This is a genomic window from Pseudoalteromonas sp. CO325X (assembly GCF_004208955.1).
Classification (GTDB): domain Bacteria; phylum Pseudomonadota; class Gammaproteobacteria; order Enterobacterales; family Alteromonadaceae; genus Pseudoalteromonas; species Pseudoalteromonas ruthenica.
In genome coordinates this window covers 238854-264786 of record NZ_SGPG01000032.1, presented here as the reverse complement: position 1 = coordinate 264786, position 25933 = coordinate 238854, and the positions used below count along the sequence as shown (strand labels likewise).

At 45.7% G+C, this 25933-nt stretch carries 19 protein-coding genes; 8 read left to right on the top strand and 11 right to left on the bottom strand.

What is annotated here, in order from left to right:
• Positions 1-618: a LysE family translocator gene (locus tag EXT46_RS16730; RefSeq protein ID WP_130148655.1), complete on the top strand. Its 618-nt coding sequence runs from the start codon at positions 1-3 to the stop codon at positions 616-618.
• Here EXT46_RS16730 and EXT46_RS16725 read toward each other — a convergent pair.
• Entirely contained in the window at positions 575-1537 is a 963-nt protein-coding gene (locus tag EXT46_RS16725; protein ID WP_130148653.1) for an ABC transporter substrate-binding protein, read from the bottom strand. The two genes, EXT46_RS16730 and EXT46_RS16725, sit on opposite strands and share 44 nt — an antisense overlap.
• A 124-nt stretch (positions 1538-1661) precedes the next feature.
• Between EXT46_RS16725 and EXT46_RS16720 the strand changes: the two genes are divergently transcribed.
• On the top strand, positions 1662-4751 hold the full coding sequence (locus EXT46_RS16720) for an ATP-binding protein (RefSeq protein ID WP_165381152.1): 3090 nt from the start codon (positions 1662-1664) through the stop codon (positions 4749-4751).
• Between the two features lie 22 nt (positions 4752-4773).
• Here EXT46_RS16720 and EXT46_RS16715 read toward each other — a convergent pair whose 3' ends face one another.
• The 7 genes from EXT46_RS16715 to gorA all read right to left on the bottom strand — a co-directional run bounded on the left by EXT46_RS16715 (position 4774) and on the right by gorA (position 11297).
• Positions 4774-5826 carry an aldo/keto reductase gene (locus tag EXT46_RS16715; RefSeq protein WP_130148649.1) on the bottom strand — a complete coding sequence of 351 codons (1053 nt, stop codon included), beginning with the start codon at positions 5824-5826 and terminating at the stop codon, positions 4774-4776.
• A 4-nt stretch (positions 5827-5830) separates the two neighbouring features.
• Positions 5831-6271, bottom strand: coding sequence for a thioesterase family protein (locus EXT46_RS16710; RefSeq protein WP_130148647.1), 441 nt, complete (start codon positions 6269-6271; stop codon positions 5831-5833).
• 316 nt (positions 6272-6587) lie between these two features.
• Positions 6588-7205: a hypothetical protein gene (locus EXT46_RS16705; RefSeq protein ID WP_130148645.1), complete on the bottom strand. Its 618-nt coding sequence runs from the start codon at positions 7203-7205 to the stop codon at positions 6588-6590.
• A 98-nt stretch (positions 7206-7303) separates the two neighbouring features.
• Positions 7304-7915 carry a hypothetical protein gene (locus EXT46_RS16700; RefSeq protein ID WP_130148643.1) on the bottom strand — a complete coding sequence of 204 codons (612 nt, stop codon included), beginning with the start codon at positions 7913-7915 and terminating at the stop codon, positions 7304-7306.
• Between the two features lie 91 nt (positions 7916-8006).
• Positions 8007-8618, bottom strand: coding sequence for a hypothetical protein (locus tag EXT46_RS16695; RefSeq protein ID WP_130148641.1), 612 nt, complete (start codon positions 8616-8618; stop codon positions 8007-8009).
• Positions 8619-8626: 8 nt separating this feature from the next.
• The gene (locus EXT46_RS16690) at positions 8627-9601 is read right to left on the bottom strand and encodes a hypothetical protein (RefSeq protein WP_130148639.1); all 975 of its coding nucleotides are present in this window, start codon (positions 9599-9601) and stop codon (positions 8627-8629) included.
• A gap of 337 nt (positions 9602-9938) precedes the next feature.
• The gene (gorA, locus tag EXT46_RS16685) at positions 9939-11297 is read right to left on the bottom strand and encodes a glutathione-disulfide reductase (protein ID WP_130148637.1); all 1359 of its coding nucleotides are present in this window, start codon (positions 11295-11297) and stop codon (positions 9939-9941) included.
• 137 nt (positions 11298-11434) lie between these two features.
• Here gorA and prlC point away from each other — a divergent pair, with 137 nt between their 5' ends.
• The 5 genes from prlC (at position 11435) to EXT46_RS16660 (ending at position 18021) form a co-directional block, all read left to right on the top strand.
• The gene (gene prlC / locus EXT46_RS16680) at positions 11435-13474 is read left to right on the top strand and encodes an oligopeptidase A (protein WP_130148635.1); all 2040 of its coding nucleotides are present in this window, start codon (positions 11435-11437) and stop codon (positions 13472-13474) included.
• A 126-nt stretch (positions 13475-13600) separates the two neighbouring features.
• A complete protein-coding gene (locus EXT46_RS16675) occupies positions 13601-14647 on the top strand; it encodes a response regulator (RefSeq protein ID WP_130148633.1) in 1047 nt (348 codons plus the stop codon).
• A 72-nt stretch (positions 14648-14719) separates the two neighbouring features.
• The gene (locus EXT46_RS16670; protein WP_130148631.1) at positions 14720-15478 is read left to right on the top strand and encodes a class I SAM-dependent methyltransferase; all 759 of its coding nucleotides are present in this window, start codon (positions 14720-14722) and stop codon (positions 15476-15478) included.
• 100 nt (positions 15479-15578) lie between these two features.
• A complete protein-coding gene (locus EXT46_RS16665; RefSeq protein WP_130148629.1) occupies positions 15579-17522 on the top strand; it encodes a methyl-accepting chemotaxis protein in 1944 nt (647 codons plus the stop codon).
• A 25-nt stretch (positions 17523-17547) separates the two neighbouring features.
• Positions 17548-18021: a peroxiredoxin gene (locus tag EXT46_RS16660; RefSeq protein WP_130148627.1), complete on the top strand. Its 474-nt coding sequence runs from the start codon at positions 17548-17550 to the stop codon at positions 18019-18021.
• A gap of 63 nt (positions 18022-18084) precedes the next feature.
• On the opposite strand, the gene EXT46_RS16655 is transcribed toward EXT46_RS16660, so the two are convergent.
• A complete protein-coding gene (locus EXT46_RS16655) occupies positions 18085-20226 on the bottom strand; it encodes a S8 family peptidase (protein WP_130148625.1) in 2142 nt (713 codons plus the stop codon).
• A gap of 206 nt (positions 20227-20432) precedes the next feature.
• Between EXT46_RS16655 and EXT46_RS16650 the strand changes: the two genes are divergently transcribed.
• A complete protein-coding gene (locus EXT46_RS16650) occupies positions 20433-21617 on the top strand; it encodes an NAD(P)/FAD-dependent oxidoreductase (protein WP_130148623.1) in 1185 nt (394 codons plus the stop codon).
• A 360-nt stretch (positions 21618-21977) separates the two neighbouring features.
• On the opposite strand, the gene EXT46_RS16645 is transcribed toward EXT46_RS16650, so the two are convergent.
• A complete protein-coding gene (locus EXT46_RS16645; RefSeq protein WP_130148621.1) occupies positions 21978-22724 on the bottom strand; it encodes a SprT family zinc-dependent metalloprotease in 747 nt (248 codons plus the stop codon).
• Positions 22724-25888, bottom strand: coding sequence for an HsdR family type I site-specific deoxyribonuclease (locus EXT46_RS16640; RefSeq protein WP_130148619.1), 3165 nt, complete (start codon positions 25886-25888; stop codon positions 22724-22726). Before EXT46_RS16640 ends, EXT46_RS16645 begins: the two co-directional genes overlap by 1 nt.
• Positions 25889-25933: the final 45 nt, after the last annotated feature.

Below are 25933 nucleotides of genomic sequence, written 5' to 3'. Positions count from 1 at the left end.
ATGGAATTATCAATGTGGTTAGCGCTGGTAGGAATATGCTTGATGGGGGCGATGTCTCCTGGGCCCAGCTTGGCTGTGGTGCTGAAGCATTGTCTAGCCAGTGGTCGCACGGCGGGTATTGTCACCGCATTGAGCCACGGTTTTGGTGTGGGTGTGTATGCCTTAATCGCGGTGTTAGGGTTGGGCGCACTTATTCATCAGTGGCCAATGTTGTACACCGCGCTCATTTATGGAGGGGCGGCTTATCTCGTATACCTCGCTATTAACAGTTGGCGTAGTAGTGCAGGAAAGCTGACCATTGAGACAACCCAAGGGAGCTATAAAAAAGCCGCCACAGATGGCTTTGCTATCGCTTTTTTAAATCCTAAATTAGCTATTTTCTTTATCGCGTTATTTTCTCAATTTATCCCCGCAGAGCAAGTCAATACCGTGCAAGGCGCTGTTATGGTGGCAACGCCTACCGTCATTGATGCTAGTTGGTATGTGCTAGTGGCACTGTTGTGCAGCCATGGTCGATTTTTACCTGTATTGGAGCGCAATCAAGTGTTGATCAATCGCTTACTCAGTGTTGCCTTTATGGGTCTTGCGTTGATGGTGGTTGCTCGTCAGTGGCTTTGAGCACGTGAGTTTTATAAACTGCATCAAAGTCAGTGAAATAGGGGGCTAACCAAAAACGCTGTGACAGCACGTAATTGGTATTTTCCAAAACGTCTTGTTTGAGCGCTTTGTTGATGGCTGAAATAGCTTGCTCAGCGAAGCTGTCTGCAGCGCTCGCGGAGCAGCCTACTGCACCTCTGACTAAGTCTTGTGTGAGGTTGGTTTCTAAGGCGCGGATATTGCCGTATTTCTTAGCAAAATAGCGAGCCATATACGGGTAATCAAGGGTGTAGTCGATGATGTCATGTTGTAGCATTTCAGCAATTGCACCGCTTTCGCCATCGGCGCGATAACTCAATACCGCAGGGCGGGAGTGAGCAGTTTGTTGTAGTAACGTTTGCAGCTCGCCACTAAAACGTCGCGCAGCCACTTGGCCGTAAGTAAAAGAGTCATCGGCAAACAAACTCGCCAAATTAATAGGCTTACCATGGACTTGTGTGAGTTGATCGCGCTTATCTACCGTAGTGATAAGTGTAAAGGGAGGATACACCGCTGTGGGGATGCTTAGCTTTGCAGTATGTGTATCTTTATTTCGGTGGATCATACACGGGAAGCACACCTTTTCGCCTTCATTCATATAGCGGTGAATACGCTTTTGCGGCAATAGCAGCTTTTCATGTTCAATACCTGGCATCTTGGTGATGAGCTGGTTGAGCAACTCATCACATAGCCCTGCAAAGGGATACTCTGTAGTACGAGGTAAATGGAAGGGCGGAGTCTTGCTTTGCAGCCAAATGATTTTCTCTACCGTTTGCGCCTTAGTACTCCAAGCTGTACATAAAACCAAAGTGGCAACAAGTAGTTGTCGTGGCTTAAGCATAGTCTCTCCCTGTGCGGTAATGGTATTTACAGTGTGCTCTAGGTGAGTATAGAAATTCATATGAGTCTCGCCAGTTTCTCTAAGGGGGAGACAAAGCGCGAGATCCATGTTGTGAAGTGCGGGAACTCATCTAGACTGAAAAGACGGGTGTCTATGAGGCAGAATCACTAAAGGGACGATGACAGTGACATGGTTTGAGCGCTACGGGTTAATAGTCATGCTGGCCGTTCTCACTACCCTGTTTGCGGGGGTCGGTTATTACGCATACGTGTTGGTCCAAAGCAGCGAAGCAAGTAACGCCAAACAAACAATCAATAGCCAGCTAGCGATGCGAGTTGACGATTTACAGCAACATTTCGAATACGGGCGCAGCCAAGTTCGATTTCTTGCTAATACTCCTCCTAATCGTGGCATTATCCGCGCCCTTGATAACCAAGGCTTTGATGAGCAAGATAAAACATCGCTAAGTCAATGGCGTGACCGCCTCGCGACTATATTTCGCTCCTACATTCAAGAGCACGGAGATGTGCTGCAAATTCGCTATATTTTGGCTGATAAAAATTATTCCGAATTGGTCAGGGTAGAGCTCGTCGACGACGAAATAGTACGTACACCACAGTCCCAACTGCAAGCTAAAGGGGGCAGAGACTATATATCCCATAGTATGCAGCTGCAAAGCCAGCAAACCTATGTCTCTGATATCAACCTGAATCACGAGTTTGGACGCGTGCAGGAACCTTACCAGCCGACTTATCGCATCACTCAACTGATTCATGACGAGCAGGGCCAACCCCGGGCCATATTAGTCGTCAACTATGACGCTAATGTATTGATTAATTCGATAGCACAGGGGCTTGCTCAAGGCTTAGAGTTAATTGGTATCGGCGCTCAACAGCAGTTCTTTGCTCATCCTGATACACGCTGGCTATTTGCCAATGAATTCAATGCTACCTTCGTGCCCGCGCAGCAGCAATTTGTTCGCACCAATAAACAAGAGTTGGGAATGCAGGTGTACTTAGATAAGCTCTCTGCTCAGCACGTTTATGCGCAACAGCAGCCGATAACCGTTGGCAGTCCACAAACACCTATCGCCCTGAGCCTTGCACTTTACCTCAGTAAAGAAAGTCTCGCCATGGCGATAGACAGGCGTTGGCAGGTGTGGTTGGGGGTACTCATCATTCTCTATGTCATTTTGTTACTCAGTGCCTTAACGTACCACCATTTTGTTATTCGTCAGCTGACCTTGTCGCGCACGATTCGTGAATACCACACCATTTTTCAACGCACCGCAATGCCTGTGCTGCTGTTAAATAGCAAAGGGGCTGTGTGCAGTGCTAATCCGGCAGCTGAGCAGCTATTTAATTCTGTAAATGGTTCTGAAAATCAGCACTTTGCCACATTATTGGGCTTCGAAGAGCGGCAATGCAAGCAAATTCAAGCCGCTATCGATAAGCGTGAACACCTTGATATGGAATTAGGTATCAGTAATGCTGATGGTGAAGAGCGGCAAGTCAATGTTAGCGTGTTACCTGTGTACGAGCAGAAGCTGCCAACCTCTTCTGCGGTGGCTGCATTGCTGCTTTATGATCATACTACTGAGTTTAATTTACGCCGACAATTGCAGAATATGAATGCCTCTCTCGAGACTAAGGTAGCCGAACGCACAGAGCAACTTGAAGCGACGCGCAAGGAAGCGGAGCAAGCCAACGAAGCCAAAAGTCTATTTGTAGCCAATATGAGCCACGAGCTGCGCACCCCCATGAATGGCGTATTTGGCATGCTCAACCTGATCAAAAAAGAGCCGTTAAGCGAGCAACAAAACCATTATCTGCAATTAGCACAGGCCAGTGCTACGAATCTAACTGGGCTGATTAACAGTGTACTTGATATCTCTAAAATCGAAGCAGGAAAGATGGAGCTGGAAGTACAAAGTGTCAATTTAGAGGTGGTGCTCAGTGAGTTATTACAATCCAATTCCATTCGCCCAAAAGAGAAGGGACTGTTGCTGTTATTAGATAGCAGTGGCTTGACTCAACCTACGTTTTTGGGAGACGTCACCCGTATTCGACAAATTTTTACCAACCTGCTCGGTAACGCCATTAAATTTACCGACAATGGCCATGTGTTAATCAAGGTGCAAAGTCGGCTACAAGAAGGTCAGTACCGTATTGATTTTGTTGTAGAAGATTCAGGTGTGGGTATCGAGCCGAGCAAGCTAAAAGATCTCTTTAACTCGTTTACACAGGCGGATAACAGCATTACCCGCAAATATGGCGGCACCGGACTAGGGTTAGCTATTACTAAACAACTTGTACAGCTGATGGGGGGCGAGATCCGTGTTGAGAGTGAGCTTGGCAAAGGATCGCGCTTTATCGGCCATATCATGTTACGTAGTGCTGAAAACCGTGCAGTAATGGCTGAGCCTTTGGCTGGGTCTTGCGCAGTTATCATCGATGAAGTAGCCATACGTAAACAGGTGATCACGAATCATTTGCGCCAGTGGGGCGCTGAAGTAATCGACGCTGACTGGCATGATGTTGACCAACTCGCAGCGTCTGGTGATTTCCATCAGTTGCTATTGTTTGTCGACGCTACGAAACAAGGCCGAGAGGTGCAAGCGCATTTACACACCTTATTACATGCCCAGCATAGTGAAAAACTTAAAGTCATCGTCAATTGTAGTCAGTATCAAATGAATACGGCGTTTGCTGAGCAATATGACAATGTTGAGTGCCTCTTACCACCCATTTCTGCTGTGGTATTGGCCCATATTTTGTTTTCAGCCGAAGGGGCGGAGCAGCCACTGTGTGATAGCCCACCGGTCACCGCACTCGACTTTCATTCGGTTTCAGGTGCAAAAGTGCTAGTGGTAGACGATAACGCTATTAACCAAGTGGTTGTGACCGGTGTCTTTAAAGATTTACCCATTACCCTAGTCAGTTGTGGGGATGGCAAGCAAGCGTTAGATATTCTCAATGCTGATCCGCACTTTGACGTCATTTTAATGGATTGCCAAATGCCGGTGATGGATGGCTACAGCGCCAGTTTAGCGATTCGCCGAGGGGATGCGGGTGAGCATTACACCGGCATTGCGATTATCGCGATGACTGCCAACGCCATGGCAGGGGATCGCGAACGCTGCTTGCAAGCGGGTATGAGTGATTACATCACCAAACCTGTTGATGCTGATCAGCTGTTAGAGAAAGTGTATTACTGGCTCAGCGTAGCCAATGTGAAAAAGCGCACGCAAATAGATGTGAAATCAGAAAAGTAGCCTATTACAGGCTACTTCCACATTAAAAGGGAGCGGGATAGGCTTTTAACACTGAGTCGATTTGCGCCAGTGCTTCGTCCTCAAGCTGGATATCAAATGCAGCAATGTTTTCCTCAAGTTGCGCCACAGTGGTTGCACCAATGATTGTGGAGGTAACCCCTTGCACTTGGTTACACCACGCCAGGGCCAGTTGTGCCGCCGTCATATTGTGCTCTTTCGCGATAGCCTGATATTTAGCAACCGCTTCTTGCGCAAGGTGAGTATCGCGGAACAAGCCGTTACGCTGGGCTATAGTCCAACGCGAGCCTTGTGGCCGGGCTCCTCCTAAGTATTTACCACTGAGCATGCCCCCCGCTAAAGGTGACCAAGGCAAATAAGCGATGCCCTCATGGTGACACTGCTCAAGCAGATAAGGCCAATCTTTGGCATGCACTAAACTGAACTCATTTTGCATCGATACCATGGCCGGTAGCGAATACTGCTTCGCTAAATCAAGGTACTGATTTAAGCCCCAAGGCGTTTCATTTGAAAGGCCGCAGTGGCGAATCTTGCCAGCACGAACACACGCATCTAAGCCCTCTAAGATAGCGTGCATTTGCGCCCGCTGCGCGCTTTTATCTATTTGCTGCAAATCCACCATGCCTGGCCACTGTTTACCAAAATGTGGCGAGGTGCGGTTAGGCCAATGAATTTGATAAAGATCGATATGGTCGCTCTGTAAACGTTGCAACGAACCATCAACGGCACTGATGACTGACTCTTTGGTGATATCACCACCGTCGCGGACCCAAGCTAGGCCATTCCCAGCCACTTTGGTGGCAATAACCACATCCTTACGTTTGTCGCTATGGCGGCTTAGCCAATCACCAATAATGGCTTCGGTTTTACCGTAGGTTTCCGGCGTCGGGGGAACCGCATACATCTCTGCAGTATCAATAAAATTAACGCCTTGAGCCAGTGCGTAGTTGAGTTGCTCATCGGCATCTTGTTGAGTGTTTTGCCTACCCCACGTCATACTCCCTAGGCACACCCGCGATACATTTAAACCACTGTGACCAAGTTTTGTATAGTGCATTGAGTTATCCTTTTTCATTCGCATGCAGGAATGTACGTAAGGTATCACTCAATGGTGCTTTTTGCGATGTCTTGAAATCGAACATCACCACTCGAGCTTGACCCTCGGTAACAATGGCTTGCTGGGCACAAGAAAACACCGTGTAGTGAGTCATAAAACCTGCTTCGGCAATCTCGCTAACGCTGACTCCAATGAGTAAGGTGTCGGGGAAGGTAACCGGGCGCTTGTATTTACAATAGTTGTCAGCCAGTACGGGGCCTATCTTCTCTGCCTCGAGGCGATCAAACAGCCCCGCTTGCGCAAAGAAATCAATACGCGCTATCTCAAAGTACTTAAAATACATACTGTTATTGACGTGTTGTAGCGCATCCATATCACCCCAAGCCACTTTAATTTCACAGGCGTGCGGAAAGCGTTCTAAAAACTGTTGTTGTTTATCTGGCATGAGTAAATCCTTAGAGTTTTTACTCAGACTAGCACGACAGCTTGTGCAAACAAACAACAAGCGATCAATGGATTTAGGTGCTTGTCATTGTGATGCTTTTGATAAAGCGCTGCTGCTGTCTAAAAGGTAAGAGAAGTAAAAGCTTCATATATAATCGCACGAGCTACTTCTTTAAAAGGAGCTTGAAAGTTGAAAGCGGACTCTCTACTTAACATATCCATGTCCAAGTAATATTTTCAGGTTCTAGCTCCCCCGATGGGGAGGGTGATCTTTGTGCTATTTTACAGCAGACAGGCCAGATCAATTGCTAATATAATTATTTGTTAAGTCTTCGACTTTCCGCCTTCCATTGCTCCACTTTAAGCAAAAACTCGTCGTAGTCGACTTCTCCCTTTTTATTTGCTTCCTCAAACCAAGGAAATGCTTTATTTCTTAACTTAGATACCGCTGATACACAGTATTTTGAATCAAAGACGTAGTAGTCTGGAGGGAAGCCTCTACCCCCACGTCTAGTTGAATAATAATAGCATTCTTCATAGCCTTGACTCTCAATATAGCTTTCTACGATAAAGTTGGAAATGGGCGCTAGTATTAAGCCTATTGGAAAGACGAGTAAGCCTATGAGTAGCACGCCTAGCGAGATGCTAGAATTAAAGCGGCGGTTTATAAATGTGGGTAGAATCATTATAGCAAATGATAACATTGGAGTGATACAAAGGATAAGTCCAAGAGTATAGCCAGCTTCTTCGAAAAAAAATATCTCGCCTTTATCAACAAGCTTCAGCAATTCAACTGTCTCGAAAAACTTGTATATATATCCATAAGAAATTGCTGTAGTGGCTATTAATGTGCCAATAGTGCACCCAATCATATATGCAAGTTTTTTAGGTGGGGTGCCGGGCTCAATAAAAGGCCGTTTACTTAAAATATCCATATTCTAATAATATTCTCAGATTATAGCCTCCTAAATAGGGAGGCGTGATCTTTAGTGTTACTTTGTAGCAGATAGACCAAGGAAGTTTTCAACTTGGGCTATTCATCCTTAAAAAAAGGGCTTTCTGCTTTCCATTGCTCGACTTTGAGCAAAAACTCGTCGTAGTCGACCTCTCCCTTTTTGTTCATTTCTTCAAACCATGGGAGTGCTTTATGTATTAAAACAGAGACTTCGGATACACAATATTTTGAGTCAAAGGCATAGTAGTCTACGGGATTGTAACCACTGCCAGAATAATAACTACATCTGCTATAACCTTTCTCTTCAATATAACTCTCTACTAAAAAGCTTGAGATGGGAGCGGTTATTATACCTATCAAAAGTGGTAGTCCGCCCACAATGCATGACCATCTTACTATTGGCTTGCTAAATCTTCTATTTATAAAAACAGGTAATGTTAAAAATATAAATATTATGATGGTGATTATGCATAAGACTAACCCTAGAGATTGTCCTGCCTCGTAGAAAAAAAATATCTCACCTTTATCAACGAGTTTTAATAATGAGATTGTTTCTAAAAATTTATCAAAAACTCCTTTTGATAAAATTACCAAAATAGGCAGGGCGAAAATTCCACATAAAATTCCGCGCGCTACTTCTTTAAAAGGCGTTTGGGAAGTGAAAACTGACTCTTTACTTAAAATATCCATATTAATGTTCTCAGGTTCAAGTCACTTCATTGGGAGGCGCGACATTCGGTGCTTTTTATAGCAGATAGATATAAAGAGTTGTCAATTTGGGCTATTCATCCTTAAAAAAAGGGCTTTCTGCTTTCCATTGCTCGACTTTGAGCAAAAACTCGTCGTAGTCGACCTCTCCCTTTTTGTTCATTTCTTCAAACCATGGAAGTGCTTTATGTGTTAAAACAGAGATTTCGGATACACAGTACTTCGAGTCAAAGACGTAGTAGTCTGCAGGGTTATAACCACTGCCAGAATAATAACTACACCTGCTATAACCTTCCTCTTCAATATAACTCTCTACTAAAAAACTTGAGATGGGAGCAGTTATTATACCTACCAATAGTGCTAGTGCGCCAATAAACGAAGACCAGCCTATAATTTTTTTGCTGAACCTTCTGTTTATAAACACAGGTAAAGCCAGAAAGATAAAGAGAGATATAGTGATAATGAAAAATATAAACCCTAAAGATTGCCCAGTTTCATAGAAAAAAAATATTTCACCTTTTTCTGTAAGTTCTAACAAAGATATTGTTTCTAAAAACTTATTTATTAAAGTATTAGAAATTAAAATTAACACTGGTATTGCAAAAAAAACAGTTACTATTAGCCCTGCAACTTCCTTATATGTGAATCCAGTTTTAAATATTGGTTCTTCTTGGAATATTTTCATTTTTAAATCTAATATGTGTTCTTTTTAAATATCCCACTTATGTTCGGGACGGCTAGTAGGTTGTGTATGAATTTTTCATATCCATCTGGGGTGTTCTCTATTTTTAAAATAATGTTCTTGTTTTTTAATCTCCAAAAGAGTTCTTCTTCATTTTGAGCTAATAGATCAGCTGTATTTTTAACGAAGTGTTCAATTTGTTCATTGAATACGAAAGTTGCGGATCCAGAAAAGAGTAGGCTCACCGTGACCACAACGGCCATCGGTATAGCCGCAGCCATTGAGGTACCAAAAATAAATGTGCCTGCAAAAACAATTCCAGCAGCAGTAGCTATTGAAGCCAAAGCGATTGCATAATCAACAGCGACACCCACTACAAAGTGATGCCACGTTAATTCATCATCCATTAATTGATCAAAACCTCGAATCACAGGCGATAAAACCAAAGTCATCACAAACCCTGATCTTAGCACGCCTTTTGCTGCTTGAGTGCCGGCTGCGATATTAAACACTTTTGGATTCTTTGCTATGTACCAGGTACCAGCAAGAAAAGGTCCAAAACGTGAATTACCCTTCATAACCACGCTGATTGAGCCACCATAACGCTTTACTTGATACTTAGACAGTATTCGCGCTTTACTCATTATATCGTGAAGCATTCCCTTGAGCACTTTAATATCATCTATTGCAGGGGCCATAACAACCGCTTTTTTGATATAGTCATAGGCTGTGTCGCGCTGCTCTTTGGTGAGGTTGCCAAGCTCAGCACTTTTACCAAACAGATCGGCTATATCTAGTCGCGAAAAGCCGATTTTTAAAAGGGTACACACATAAAAGTCAAAGAATTCATCGGTATTCATTTGAATCACCGTTAAACTCTCGCTTTGCTTTAAAACTCGAGCGAATGCGTTCGACTTTTGCTGATCTTGAACTGAATTATAAGTGTTGTAGAGGTTATATGCTGTTAAATGGGTTGGGACAGGCATTTTAATCATCCTTTTAAAGTTGTATTCCATTACCTCTAGCCATCCTGCTAGAACGTTAAAATATAGCACACGCCTGTTCTAGTTAAAAGTGTCTGCCACCTTGAAAAGGTTAAGTGTGTTGTGCGGAGTCAGTTGCGGGTTAACGTCATCAAGCCGTGCTTAAATAACGTACCCGCTATTAAGAGCTAACGCAAGTTTTTATCATGGTGAATGTTATAGAGGGTGAACAGCCTTCAAGAGTGCGTTTGTATGGCCTCAGCAGATAGGGTGTTGTGGAAGGGCTCGGGCAGCAGGCTACTTTGAGTAGCCTGCCAGAAGTTATCAGTGATTCAGCGTGTTAGCGCATAGTAACAAACTCTTCTGAGCCGGTGGGGTGAATGGCAACCACGGCATCAAAGTCGGCTTTGGTCGCGCCCATTTTCATTGCTACCGCAAAACCTTGGATCATCTCATCAACGGTGAAGCCAATACCATGTAAGCCGACCACCTTTTCGTCACTGCCAGCGCATACTAATTTCATTGCGCATGGTTGGCGGTGCTGGGTGACGGCGGTATACATTGCTGCAAACGTAGAGCTGTACACTTTGATATTTTCTTCGCCATATTGGTTGATGGCCTCTTGCTCGGTGAGACCAATAGTGCCGATAGGTGGGTGGCTAAATACCACGGTCGGAACTAGGTCATAATCCATTTTCGCATTAGGCATTTCTGGGTTGAAAAGGCGCTCAGAGAGTAAGCGACCTGCTTTAACTGCAACCGGTGTGAGTTCAATGCCATTTTCGATAATGTCGCCAACGGCATAAACGTTTTTGGCAGTGGTATTTTGGTACTCATCGACCTTCACATAACCACTTTCGTTTACCTCTACACCTGCAGCAGCAACGTTAATAGCATCGGTGGTAGGCGTGCGGCCAATGGCCCAAATTACTTCATCGACATTTTGGCTGTGGCCATTTTCAAAGTGAATGGTGAGGCTGCCATCGCTTTCTTTCACCACCTCTTTAGGCGAGCATTCGGTATGTAGGGTTGGCCCTTCTTTTTTCATGACCTCCACTAACGTCTCTACCAGCATGTTGTCGAAATTGCGCAGTGGTGCATGACGGCGCACAAACAGGTGCGTTTCTGTGCCGAGGGCATGCAGTACACCGGCAATTTCTACGGCAATGTAGCCAGCACCCACAACCGCAACGCGTTTAGGCTGCTCGGTGAGTTCAAAGAAGCCGTTCGAATCAATGCCATACTCAGCACCAGGAATATTTGGAATAATAGGGCGTCCGCCCACGGCAATAAGGATATGATCGGCACTGTAGTGCTCGCCATTCACCTCTACGGTATTGCTATCAATAAACTTGGCAAAACCATTAATCACAGTTACACCGTTGCTGGCCAAGTACTTGTTATAGCCTTGGTGAATACGGCCAATATAGGCCTCACGGCTTTCTACCAGCTTACTCCAACTGAAACTCTTTAGTTCAACATCAAAACCATAATCTGGGGCGTATAGCTTAATTGCTTCTGCAACTTGGGCACCATGCCACATCGCTTTTTTAGGCACGCATCCTACATTCACACAAGTGCCACCTAAGTGAGTTGCTTCAATTAACGCGACGTTAGCACCACGCATGGCCGCTCTATTTGCCGAGCCAATGCCGCCACTACCACCGCCAATACAAATATAATCAAAATGTTGAGCCATAATTTTTTATTCCTATGAACTGATGTTGTCATCACTATATTGCCATACCTTAGCAGAAATAAGGCGGTGGATCTGCACTTGCATTTTCCATCATCGCCCCAAGAATGTAGGTATTAAATGAATAATGAGAGATTACTATGACCAACCCGTTGATTGGCCTCGAGGGCTTACCGCCATTTTCAAAGATCAAACCCGAGCATGTGGTGCCAGCCGTGGAGCACGGTATTGAGCAGTGCAAGAAAACCATTGAACAAGTGCTTGCTGGCAAAGACTTTACTTGGCAAGGGTTAGTGATGCCGCTGGAGGAAGCGGATGACAAGCTAAGTCGACTGTTTTCGCCCGTGTCGCATATGCACTCGGTGGTAAACTCTCAAGCTCTGCGTGAGGTGTATGACCAAGTATTACCTAAATTAAGTGAATACAGCACCTATGTGGGTCAGCACCAAGGGTTGTTTGATGCATACACTGCTTTAGCGCAAAGCGATGAATACGCGCAGCTGTCAAGGGCACAACAAAAAGTTATTGATAATGCCTTACGAGATTTTAAGCTCTCTGGCATCGCGTTGAATGCCAGTGATAAAAAACGCTATGGCGAAATATCCAGTCGCTTAAGTGAGCTTGCCGCTAAGTTTGGTAATAATGTGATGGATGCGACACTGGCATGGCAAAAGCATATTACCGATGAGCAGCAACTCGCTGGCTTACCTGAATCAGCAAAGGCTTTGGCGGCGCAAACAGCGCAGAGCAAAGAGTTAGAAGGGTGGTTGTTTACATTAGATATTCCTTCTTACCTGCCAATTATGACCCACGCCGATAACCGTGAACTTCGCCAAGAGGCCTACACCGCGTTCGTTACTCGTGCGTCCGATCAGGGCCCCAATGCCGGTGAATACGACAACAGCGCTATCATGGATGAGGAATTGGCACTGCGTCATGAATTGGCGCAGTTATTGGGTTTTGAAAACTATGCGCAAATGTCGTTAGCCACTAAAATGGCAGACTCCACTGAGCAAGTGTTTGGCTTCTTAAATGACTTGGCGGAAAAGTCGAGACCACAAGCGCAAAAAGAGCTAGAGGAGCTGTGTGCCTATGCCAAAGAAAAACACGATATTGATCAGCTCGAAGCGTGGGATTATGCCTACTACAGTGAAAAGCTAAAGCAAGAAAAGTACGCCATCAGCGACGAACAATTACGCCCGTACTTCCCTGAAGATAAAGTCCTCAGTGGTTTATTTAAAACAGTTGAGCAACTGTTTGGTGTGCGTGTTGAAGAGCAGCAAGATATCGATACATATCATGACGATGTGCGCTTCTTCGCCATTTATGATGGCAATAACACGCTGCGCGGGCGTTTTTACCTTGATTTGTATGCCCGTGAGCACAAGCGCGGTGGCGCTTGGATGGATGACTGCATGGGCCGAAAAATACGCTTGGGTGGGCAATTGCAAACCCCAGTCGCTTATTTAGTGTGTAACTTTAATCGCCCAATAGGGGATAAGCCGGCACTGTTTACCCACGATGAGGTGGTCACCTTGTTCCATGAGTTTGGCCATGGTCTGCACCATATGTTGACTCAAGTGGATGCCGCTGCTGTTGCTGGTATAAACGGCGTGGCTTGGGATGCGGTGGAATTACCAAGCCAGTTCTTAGAAAACTGGTGCTATGAGAAAGAAGCACTTGCCTTTATCTCTGGCCACTATGAAAGTGGCGAGCCCTTACCGCAAGAGCTGCTATCAAAACTGCTCGCGGCAAAGAACTACCAATCCGCTATGCAGATGGTTCGCCAGCTCGAGTTTTCGTTATTTGATTTTCATATTCACGCCGATTACAACCCCACTGCGGGCAGTGAAATTCAAATCATACTCGATAAGGTGCGCCAGCAGGTGGCAGTTATTCAGCCGCCGAGTTTCAACCGTTTCCAGCATGGTTTTGCGCATATTTTTGCCGGCGGTTACAGCGCGGGTTATTATTCTTATAAGTGGGCAGAAGTGCTCTCGGCCGATGCCTTTTCTAAATTTGAAGAAGAGGGCATTTTTAATAGCGATACCGGTCGTGCATTTTTAACCAATATCTTGGAAAAAGGCGGCTCTGAAGAGCCCGCAGTGCTATTTGAGCGTTTTCGTGGTCGTGCGCCAACCGTTGACGCATTGCTTAGGCACAGTGGCATCGCGGCTTAAGCCATACAACTGACAGCGCCTGCGGGCGCTGTTTGCTTTTCCTCCCCTATAAAACTCTCACTTTCTCTCGCAAAATCAGTCACTCATACTATGCTAATAGTAACTTTCTAAGTATGCGAGTGGCCAATGGCGAAAATAGTGCTGACCATCGACGATGACAAAGTGATTCACCACCTAGTGGAAGAAGCGTTATCTGGGATTGCTCAGGTGATCCACGCAAAAAACGGCGAGCAAGGCATACGTCAAGCGCAAAAGCACCAGCCTGATATCATTTTGCTTGATGTTGAAATGCCTAAAATGGATGGTTATGCGGTATGTAAAGAACTTAAAAATAATGAGCTTACGCAAGGCATTCCCATACTATTTTTATCCGGTCGTGCAGATTTAGAAGAACGCATTCGCGGTTATAATGCCGGTGCTGATGACTACATTATTAAACCTTTTGCCAGTGACGAGCTGGCAGCGCGTATTGATGTCTTGTACCAATACAAACAGCGCTCTAAGGAGTTAGAACACGAAGTTAATCGCGCTCAAAGTACCGCTGAAATGGCCATGACTGACTCGGGAGATATGGGACGTGTTATGCGCTTTGTTAGCCAGTCGTTTGCTACTCATGACTTAGCGAGCTTGTCGCGCAACTTTTTGGCCTTTTTTGAGCCAATGCGGCTCGACGTCGTGGTGGCGTTTTGGCACGAGGATGAGCATCAGTTCTTTGCTAACCATGGCGCAGAGTGTCCGCTAGAGCAGGAGCTACTGTTGCAACAGCGCCACGGTGAGCGCTTCGTTGATTTTGACGACAACACTATTATCAATTACCCCAAAGTGTCATTATTAATAAAGAATATGCCCATTGATGACAGTGCGTTGTATGGGCGCTATAAAGATTTATTCCCACATTTATTAGAGGCCACGAACGCGAAGTTACAGGATATGGAAAACAGTGACCAAGCGCTGCGCTGCGCAGCATTATTTGGTGAAGCGTTTATGGCGTTTGAAAGCCAGTTAATGAACAAGCTTGAGGCCCATGGTGAAAAAGAGTTATTGCGCCTAGTTGCCACTCAAGGAGCGCAGTTACAAAGTATTCGCAATGAGCTAATTCATTATATTGAGCAGTTCGCCCAACCTCCTTCAGAACAACAGTGCAGCAGTCAAACGGATGTTGAGCTGTTTTAGGCGGGAATTTAGTCCCTGCGAATAACGAACTTTTGTTACTATGGGCGCCTTGGTGATTTCTTGGAGCGAGCTGTGCAAATCTATTGCCGAATTCCGCAGGCACAAGGCTATGTTGATACCCTAGCAACACGTTTTCAACTAGCAGAGTATAACGACAACGACACTTTTTATCTTCAGTACGATGAACACGGCTTATCTTTGGTGAAACGGGATGAGCCAAAACTCGCGCCTATTCGTGTTGATTTCGTCAGCGGCGGCGCTGCGCACCGTCGTAAATTCGGTGGCGGCAAAGGCCAAGCGATTGCCAAAGCAGTGGGGCTAAACAAAGGCGCAATTCCCCATGTTCTTGATGCCACCGCAGGGCTAGGAAGAGACGCTTTTGTGCTGGCATCGCTTGGATGCACAGTGACTCTATTTGAACGCCACCCTGTGGTTGCTGCATTACTTGCCGATGGCCTAGAGCGGGCTTACATGGATAGCGAAATTGGCCCTTGGATGCGTGAGCGTATGCGCTTAGAGCATGGCGCGTCGCAGCAGTTATTACCGATTGTCAGTAGTGAGCAGCCTGTTGATGTCGTGTACCTTGATCCTATGTTCCCGCACCGAGAAAAGTCGGCTTTGGTAAAAAAGGAGATGCGCGTATTTCAAACCTTAGTGGGGGATGATCAAGACGCGGATGCGTTATTAGCACCGGCTCTTTCATTAGCGACAAAACGGGTTGTGGTAAAGCGCCCTGACTACGCCCCGTTTTTAGAAGGTAAAACGCCTAGCACACAAATAAAAACCAAGAAAAACCGCTTTGATGTGTATGTGAATGCAGCCATGAAATAAACCAAGTCGGTGGCGCCTTCAATACCCCTATATGTGTTTTTTAATACAACTGTCATAAATAGGTAATACGCTATCCCCACTTGCATTGGTGGGGTTTTTTATGCGTGTTTCTACTTTTACTCGTTTGGTAGCACTGTTGCTCTCAACAGCCAGTTTGGTGCTTGTTGCTGTACTTTGGTGGGCATCTAAAACCTTAGTCTCTTTGGAGCAACAAAACACCCACTATGGCGCTCTTAAAAATGACATTATCATCGGCTTATCGGGTGACATCGAAGACTACTTAAGCACTGGAGATGCGCAAAATCTGGTAGACGCCAAACAGCGCATCGAAACTATTCAAAATCAATACTTGCCCTCGTTGTCGGCGCAATTGCAGCACCAGCTCAATACCCGTTTGCAAGTACTGCTCGATGGCATTGACGGCGATTATCGCGCTCTGGGTAAGCTCTCTGGGAATGAAACCGCGTTATTAGATAACGCACTTCGGCAAATGGCGGGCTCGGCAACCTCGTTAATTAATTATGCCCAACAAGCACCGCAAGATAAGCGCGGCAGTGCCTCAAGGTACATTGAGTTGGCGGGAGATTATTACCAAGGCGTCCTTGATTTAAGCCTCGCAACTCAAGCGTTGTACCAAGGTTATAGCGCCGACAAACAGGTAGCGGTTGAACAAGCAGTAAAGCAGCTCAATGCTTTAGCGGCAGAGATTGAAAATACCGAAAACCTCGGGGTGATGAGTGAAGTAGATGAAGACGAGCTGTTTTTTGGTGCTGAGCCTGAAGACCTCGCCGGCGATATTAAAGCGGAGATCCGCAGCTGGCCAAAGCGTTATCCGCGCGATTTGCAAAGTACCATTGAACAAGGTCAAATTCACCAGCAGGGCATAATGCAACTGCGTACAGAAGTAAGCAGTGTCGTTGATGTGGTTATTGATGCTGAACAGCAGCTGCGCGCGGCTCAGAATGTTCTCAAGCAACGCCTTTTAGTGGTATTTGGCATTGCCATTGGTTTGTTATTTATTTTGGCTGCAGCGGTATATTGGTTGCAGCGCTCGCAAGTGCTGAACCCACTGCGCCAATTGCGCGACGGCTTCGCCACACTCATAGAAAGCAACGAACTTAACCCCATAGTAAGCAAAAATAGCGAAACGGAAGTAGGCGAAATTGCGGATTACTTTAACCAGCTGATTGAGCGCCAACGCAATGAAGTGCGTGAGCGCCAAGAGATGCTGCGCGTGATCAATGAGTTTATGAGTGACATGAGCGATAACCTGCAGCATATTCGCAGTGGTGCTGAGCAAACCTCAGCACATGCGTCGCACAGTCAAACCTTACTCGGTGAAGTGCAACGTATTGGCGATGATGTCAATGAAGTGAATAGCCAAGTGGCTGATAACGCCCAGCATACGCTGACCACCATGGCGCAAAGCTTAGGGTTCGCCGATGCTATGTTAGCGGCTTCGTCGACCACCGAGCAACGTATTGAGCAAGGCATGCAAAGTCTTAATCAGTTACTCGCTGGTGTTGAGGATGTCTCCAAGGTGTTGGATGTGATCAATACCATTGCCGAGCAAACCAATTTGCTGGCGCTTAATGCTGCTATCGAGTCGGCTCGTGCTGGTGAACATGGCCGAGGGTTTGCTGTCGTGGCCGATGAGGTGCGTAAACTGGCGCAGCAAACACAAGCTTCTTTGGGCGATACTCACGCCCAACTCAATAGCTTAAGTGCTAATTCGCAGCGCGTGTCACAACACATTGGCGAGTTGGCAACGCAAGCGCAAGCACAAACAGACAACGCCGAAGAGCTTAAGCGTAACGCCGAAGATATCTCTCAAAGCGCAGAGCATGCTAACCAAGTGGCGGCACAAGCAACCGACTATGCGCATCGCCAGCGTGATATGTTGATTGAATTCGAGCGCTCCATGCAAGATATGCAAACGCAAATTAGCGCATCGGATACCCGGGTTAAAGATATTCACCTGAGCCTGCAGCAACAAATGCAAAGTATTCGTGCTAGCCTAGGGCTTGATAATCAATCGGCTTAACCCCGTTTAAAAGAGGAAATAAATAATGATAGCCCAAGGCCAAGTGCTCCCTTCTGCCACTTTTTCCCTCCTTGATGAGCAAGGAATGACCCACCCCAGCACAGAGCAGCTTTTTGCTGGCAAAAAGGTTGTACTGTTTGCTCTGCCAGGCGCGTTTACCCCCACTTGCTCGGCTAAGCACCTTCCTGGCTTTATTGCTCATCAAGCGCAGTTTAGCAGCAAAGGTGTAGACAGCATCATCTGTTTATCGGTGAATGATGCCTTTGTCATGAAAGCCTGGGGTGAGCAGCAAGGTGCGCGGGGGATCACCATGCTAGCTGATGGTGATGCCAGTTTCACCAAAGCCATTGGCTTGGACAAAGACACCGCTGGTTTTGGTGGCATACGCTCGAAACGTTATGCCATGGTGGTTGACGATGGGGTCGTGACGCAGTTATTTGTTGAGCAAGACAAGCAATTTGGCGTTTCAAGTGCAGAGCAGGTTCTGGCGAATCTGTAAAACACGCGAAAATAAATAAAAAAAGGGCCGCAATAGCGGCCCTTGGTGTTTTCGTAGGGTTGCTTACGGGTTGTACTGTGCGTTTAGCGTAACTCCATAGAAGGTCTGGTACGCATTAATGCTAATGTGCCAAGTACCTGCTTGTGGGTTGCTGAAACTACAGCTTTCATTGTTTCCTGATTTATAAGGACGGCAATCGTAGCTTCTGCTTGTTGGTTGTGAGCCAAAGCGCACGAAAAGGTCACCGTCACCTGTGCCACCCGACATATCAATGTCTAGTGTGCTCATACCTGCAGGTACTTCTAGGGTGTAATGTTTCCATTGACCAGAGCTTGCAGAGATGTCTGTAACGCTGCCGCCGCCACCTTCGCCAGTGCCGCCACCTGAAGTAGTTAGCTCACCTAGTAGGCTGGCATTGTTGTAGCTGCTATAACCACGTAGCATCACGTAGTAAGTGCCTGCTGCTGGGTTATCAATGCTACATACTTCGTTGTTACCACTTTTGTATGGACGACAGTCATAGCTTGAAGTTGTAGGGGCGCTACCTGCTTTCACATACATGTCGAGGTCACCGCTACCACCGCTGGTGGTGAAGGTCACGTTCGGCGCACCTGAAGGAACGGTCATTGTGAAGATGGTTTCAGAACCTCGCACACCACTTAGGCCTGTTTCTGCTTGGCCAGGAGTAAGCTCATTATCGCCAGTTGGTGGTGGTGTCGTGCTGCCACCTGCTTCGGCAACCGCTGCTGCTGCATCGACGATACCTGTACCGCAGTTATTACACGTTGCACCAAAAGACTTGGTGGTTGCTTTAAGAATATTTTCAATTTCATCTGGCGTAGCAGCAGGTTTTGCTTCTTTGATCAAGGCAGCAACACCGGCAACATGCGGCGCAGCCATTGAAGTGCCTTGAGAGTAGGCGTAGTTGTCGCTACCCGGTGAAGTTGAACCGCTGTTTAGGGTTGAAAGAATCCCTTCAGGGTCGTTTGCAAAGCTTTGTGCACCACCAGGAGCTGCAACATCGATGTTGCTGCCGTAGTTTGAATAGTATGCACGACCACCGTCACGACCTACCGCAGCGACATTGATAACGCCGTTACAGTTACCTGGGTTGTAGTTGGCAGAGTTGTCGTTATCGTTACCAGCTGCCACTACAATGGCCGTGCCGTTAGCGCGTGCTTGGTTAATCGCATTTTGCGTAGTTGAGCTACAAGAGCCTGAACCACCTAAGCTCATGTTGATAACATCAGCGGGGTTCCCGTTTGTAGGCACACCCGATACACTGCCACCGGACGCCCATACGATTGCATCAGCAATATCAGACGTTAAACCACCACATTTACCAAGAACACGAACTGGAACAATGTTGGCGTCATAAGCAACACCCGTTACACCTTCACCATTGTTAGCAACGGCTGCAACCGTTCCTGCCACGTGTGTACCGTGCCAACTAGAACCTTGCGCGCCATGAGTGTAGCCACACTCGTTGGCGGTGATTGCATCACCTGGATCGCGTGCATCATTGTCACGACCGCCGCCATCGTTAGCAACAAAGGTGTCAGAGATCATGTCATAACCAGCAAGAAGGTTAGCAGCTAAATCGGCATGTGGACGATAACCAGTATCAAGCACGGCTACGGTGACACCCGCACCTGTTGCGCTATCCCACGCACTAGGTAAGTTAATGCCAGCTGTTTGCTCGAAGTAATGCCACTGATCGCTGTAGCGCGGATCGCTCGGCGTAGCAAATGGTTGTAGCATTTGGTCAATTTCGATGTATTCGATTTCACCGCTCGACGCCATGCTTTGCATAAACTGCTGAGCTTCTTGGGCGCTTAACTTTTTGTCTGTACGAATAACGTGGTGGTTTTGCATGGCCATTTCACGCACGTATTGAGCGCGAGCTAGGCCTTTATTTTTAAAGTTGTTTACAAACTTTTGCGCACGAAGATTGGCATTTGCCGCTGTAGCAGGGCTGTTAACACCAAATTCAGGTATATTTTTGTATTTTATGATGAATTGAGTACCTAGGGACGATTGGCCTTGCAGTTTGGCTTGCGTTTGCGCCATGGTCGCTTGGGCTGGTACAGAAACTTCTTGAAGATCATTTGCTAAGGCTGAAGTGGTGCTTAGCGCCATTGGAATTGCCAAGGCTAAAACGGTTTTCTTGACGCTCAATGAGCGAGGGGTTTTTGTGGTTGTCATAAGGTATCCCTTTTGTTGAATTTTTACATTTGATTTGGATCAAATGAGGGGACAATCGTAAAGGTATTGTGAACATTGTTAAAATAATATTTTGAAATAAAACTGGTACAAAAAGTTATATCGAGCCGTATAAGTGGGTAAAGTTGCTGTCGCTGAGTTATATTCAGCTGTTATAATGCAGCTTTATGTTGATGTGGGTATAAGTGATGCAACAAGTCGATGTACTGGTTATAGGCGCTGGCGCTGCGGGGCTTATGTGCGCTGCACAAGCAGGGTATCGTGGGCGCAATGTGGTGATCGTCGACATGGGCAAAAAGCCCGGACGTAAGATTCTTATCAGCGGCGGCGGGCGTTGCAACTTTACCAACGAGCATGCCAGTCCTCATAACTATTTATGCAATAATCCCCACTTCGTTAAATCCTGTCTTAGTCGCTACACTCAGCATGATTTTGTCGACCTAGTCGAGCGTCATGGCCTGGCATATCACCATAAAACCTTGGGGCAGTTATTTTGCGATAACAGTGCGCAAGATATTGTCGATATCCTTATGACCGAATGTCAGTGGGCGGGCGTTCATGTGCAGCTGCGCAGTGAAGTCATCAGTGTTGAAAAAGCACAGCAGGGCTATGTGGTCACCACCAGTACGCAAACCTATGCGTGTGAATCTCTGGTCGTAGCATCTGGCGGCCTAACCATGCCGAAACTAGGCGCGACGCCAATAGGCTATAAAATTGCTGAACAATTCGGTTTAAAGGTGTTACCGACTATGGCGGCCTTAGTGCCTTTTACGTTGCACCAGCACGATAAAGACCGTTTCGATGGTCTCTCTGGGATTAGTGTGGAGTGTGAAGTCAGCAGTGAGTGCAACACGCAGTTTCGAGAAAATATACTCTTTACTCATCGCGGTTTGTCGGGCCCCGCTATTTTACAAATAAGCTCGTTTTGGCGTGCCGGCCAAGCGGTGACTATTAACCTTTTACCCGATCTGAGTGTTGAGCAATGGTTAGCTCAGCAGCGTCAAGATAACCCGCAGAAGTCGCTAAAAAATGCCCTGGCCACCATCTTACCGAAGCGATTTGTGGAGATGTTGCACGAGACGAACGCTATTGCTGATTGTAATGTAAACCAGTTAAGCCACAGCCAGATAAACGAGTTAGGCAACTACCTTCACCGCTGGCAGATTAAGCCCAATGGCACCGAAGGTTATCGCACCGCCGAAGTGACCCTGGGCGGAGTGGACACCGACGAGCTTAGCTCGAAAACCTTCGAAGCAAAGCAAAGCCCAGGGCTTTACTTTATCGGCGAAGTCACCGACGTCACCGGCTGGCTCGGCGGTTATAATTTCCAATATGCGTGGAGCTGCGGCTGGGCCTGCGGCCAGGCGTGTTGATTGTATTCTGCTATTCAAAAGAGGACAGTCTAATAGTAAAGAGACAATTTAATAGAAATGAGATTATAGGTTAGTTTGTCTCATTGAGGCTCTTATTAGGGTCTGTTGACCTTTCAAGTTCGTTTTTGCAGCAGTTTGATTGGGTTTTATACAAGGCAGAGGCTGCGTGGCATAGTTATTCTATGTGAGCCAGCCGATAACACAGTAGAAAAGCCAATCAAGTGCTGCCGAACGGTTCTTTTGAGCGCACTTTTCTCATTGTTGCTCAATATTCGCTTAGATTACTAGGCCACACATCGAGCGCCGCGATAAAAGCACGCTCAAAGAGAACAAAAATAGAACAGCAAAGATCAACAGACCCTAGTAACTCCAGTCTTCATAAGCCAGAGGCAAGCTATTAAGTAAATCTCTGCGTTCACGCCAGTTAGGCATATGTTTGTCCATGAGAGAGCGGAATCTGTCATTATGGTGGCGCTCTAGTAAATGAACTAATTCGTGTGCAAGGATGAACTCCATACATTCTGGTGGCTTCTTAGCAAGTTCGAGGTTAAGCCATATGCGCTTAGCTTGAATATTGCAGCTTCCCCATTTGGTTTTCATTTTTTTGATGTTAAATGAATTTGCGTTTACTCCAAGCTTGTTTTCCCATTTGGGCAAGAGTTTTTCAAGTGCGCGTTGCATTTCATCACGATAGAAACGGTTTAGCAGTTTTAGTTTATTGTCGGTTGACGTATTTTCTGCAACCGCTAACACTAAATTGCCATTTCCCTTTGCAGAAACACTATATCTACCTTTTGCCTCAACAAGCTTTAAACGGTATTTCTTCCCCCAAAGGTAATGGCATTCTCCATTCACCATTTCACGAATTGATTGGCGTTCTTGCCCTGCAAAGTCAGCTTGCTGCTTCTTAATCCATGCAAGTTTGTTAACGATAGCAAGCCTGACTTTTTGGTCACTCGTATCGTTGGGGATAGACAAACGCACTTTGCCGTTTGGCGGCAGTACGCTTAAGTGAATGTTTTTAATGGCTCTGCGATTTAGTTCTACATCAATATCGCCAATACGAACCACTTCAATGCTTTGAGCATTGTTTTTGGTATGGCGCACTAATGGTATTCCTTCTGAGCTTTAATTAGCTCCATAACATCAACAATATTGATGTCATAACTTGCCGCTTCTTCTCGCACTGCGTTAGCTATCTCACGCTCTTTAAATCGATCACCAAGCCAATCAGCTTTTTTAGTGTAGCGAACAGCAGTATCAATTTTGGTTGTAAGTACCTCATCGTTACCGAAGTTGTCGTAAATTGCCTGTTTGGCTGGCGTATCTACAGAAGCAGGGTAGTTTTGAGTCGTGTTTTCTGTTGGGCTTACCACTTTCTTAGCGAGAGCTTTAATTTGTTCAAGATATTCTTGATAACTAATCGCTTCCTCTCTGCGTTGCTTAATAATTTCATCGAGCAACGTTGCCATGCTGTCAAAGTATTTAGGGTTTACTGGGTTTTCATCAACAATAGTTTTTCTTACGTTATTCTCAATAGCTTCTGCCATTGCGTCTTCGTTGTCCCGTAAGCCTTCTGGTAAACCTTCTAAGCCTTTGCCCTTATTGTTTACAACTAGATCAATCAACCCCAACTCTTCAAAATCCATAAGCTGTTCACTGTCATCAGCTCGAATATACATATCAAGTAACTGACGCATCGCAGGCTCAAACCGCTTCATTTCGAGTAGATCGCCACTGGAAAGCTTTACCTCATCTCGTACTTTCTCAAAGTACGCGACTTCCTTTTTAATATTTTCAGCTTCTTCAAAAGTGTAACCAGCTTGCTCCATTTCATTGGCAAGGTTAGTGTAAGCGCGGATGAGCTTAGCTACCGATTGATATAGAGTTAAACGCAGTGCTTCTTTTTCTGTGCGCTCATTTTCATCTTTAGGTTCAACACCAGACTCACCACAAAAATAATGTTGGAAGTCTTTGATGTCTCTTGGTGCTTTTACTGGCTCACATAACGCTCTTACTGCTTCCAGCGCATTATCTAAATCAGCACGAGATTCTTGTAAGCGGTCTTTTAAAAGTCCTTTAACATCGTCAGCATCGTAGCCATCAAACGCCTCGGCTGTATAATCTTTAATAGCTTTATCAAGTGATCGGAACAAGTCTTTATAGTCGATAATGTAACCGTAGTCTTTATCTTCACCATCTAATCGGTTAACTCGGCATATGGCCTGAAATAGGTTGTGATCAGCCATCTTTTTGTCGATATAAAGGTAAGTGGCAGAAGGCGCATCAAAGCCAGTGAGCAGCTTATCTACAACAATCAGCAGGCGCATTTGCCCCGGTTCTTCAATAAAGCGCTTTTTAACCGCTTTTTCGAACTCTTCAACACGCTTAGCGGCTTCATCTTCACTTTGCTCAAAGTAATCAGCTAACATCTTGCGATAAGTGTCATACTTAAACAGCTTTTCGGTTAACCCTTCACCAGATTCTTCGCCTTTTATTGTGCTAGCCGCAGGCTGATAACTGGTTACTACTGCACATTTACCAGCAAGATCTGTTTTAGAAAACATCTCATAAACCATGCAGGCTTGATGGACACTGGCACACACCAACATGGCGTTGCCTCTACCAGACATCAGTGCAGGCTTTCTTTTCATATCAAGCCATATATCCATCACAATACGTTCTAGTCGAGACTTACTAGAGAGCACTTTTTGCATGGTGCCCCATTTTTGTTTGAGCTGCATCTTGGCAAGGTTAGATAAGCCTTCGGTATTAGCATTAAACCAAGTATCAACGCCTTTCTCAGATGTTAAGTGTTGATCAATATCTCTTGCTTCATATCGAAGATCTAAGACCACACCGTCACTTACGGCTTCATCAAATTTATAGGTGTGAATATAAGGGCCAAAAACTTCTAAGGATTTCTTCTTGTCCTTCTTCATCAGTGGTGTACCGGTAAAACCAATAAACATGGCTTCAGGCCCCTCTCCCATACTAAATAGGGCCTTCATTGCTTCGTGCAGTTTACCCGATTGAGTTCGATGACACTCATCAACAAACACAAACAAGTTACCTTTTGCCGCAAAGTCACTTGGTAGGTTTTTGGTTAACGCTTCAAGGTAGTCTTTTGTCGCTTCATCATCGTCTTCTTCGGTAACAGCTTCGCCATTTCGACCAAACTTATGTACCAGTGAGCAGAACAACCAAGGGTTAGGTTGATTAAGCGTGGCAACCAAATCCCGTCCGCTTTTGGTGCGATAGATCTCTTCATCAACACCAGAGAATACTTTTTCTATTTGTTCGTCTAATTCGGTTCGGTCAGTAACAATTAGCACCCGTGAATCCGTTACATTTTCACGTATCCACTTGGCAAGCCAAACCATCGTTAAGCTTTTACCTGAACCTTGCGTGTGCCAGATAATACCATCTTCGTGCGTTTGAACGTGTTTCTGTGCCGCTTGGATGCCGAAGTATTGGTTGTGTCGGCATGTTTTCTTTACCCCAGCGTCAAACACAATAAAGTCATGAATGAGTTGCAGGAATCGCTTTTTATCGCACAATTGTGCGATATGAGTGTCGAGTAAGTTTTCTGTTTTTATATCCCCTGCTGGTAGTGGGTTGGGGTTTTCTTTACCTGCGCATTCTTTCCATTCAAGGTAGTATTTTTCAGACGTTTCAATTGTGCCGTAGCGGACACCTTGAGTATCGTTACCCGCCATTACGAGCTGCATAGTGGTAAAGAAGTTACGAATAAACGCTTTCTTTTGATTATCTAAGTTTTGGCGAATGCCTTCGCTGACTGATACTGAAGAGCGTTTTAATTCAATTACACCAAGCGCGATGCCATTCACATAAATCACGATATCAGGGCGCTTTTTCAGCTCACCTTTTACGGTAACTTCTTCAGCAATGGCAAAGTCGTTAGCTTCTGGGTTTTTCCAGTCAATCAGCCACACGGTTTGGTTTTGTTCACCAGCACCTTCTTTTTCTTTTACGCCATAACGGAGTAGGCGATAAACATCTTTGTTCGCATCAAAGAGCTTTTTACCTTCGCCAAGGGCTGCGGCAGTATCGAGTTGGCGTAATGTACGGGTAATCAGAGCATCAGAAATTCCGCGACCTTTAAGCCATTTAGTGAGCAGGTCTTTTTCAATATTGCTGTTACCTTCTCGGTATTCCCAATTACCTAAGTAGTCGTAATCAAGTTGTTCTTTAAAAAACTTAACCACTCGGTTTTGGGTTTTTCGTTCTAATTGACCGACATTACTCATTTAATATCCTTATTTCATTACGAATCAAGCAAACAGCAAAGATAA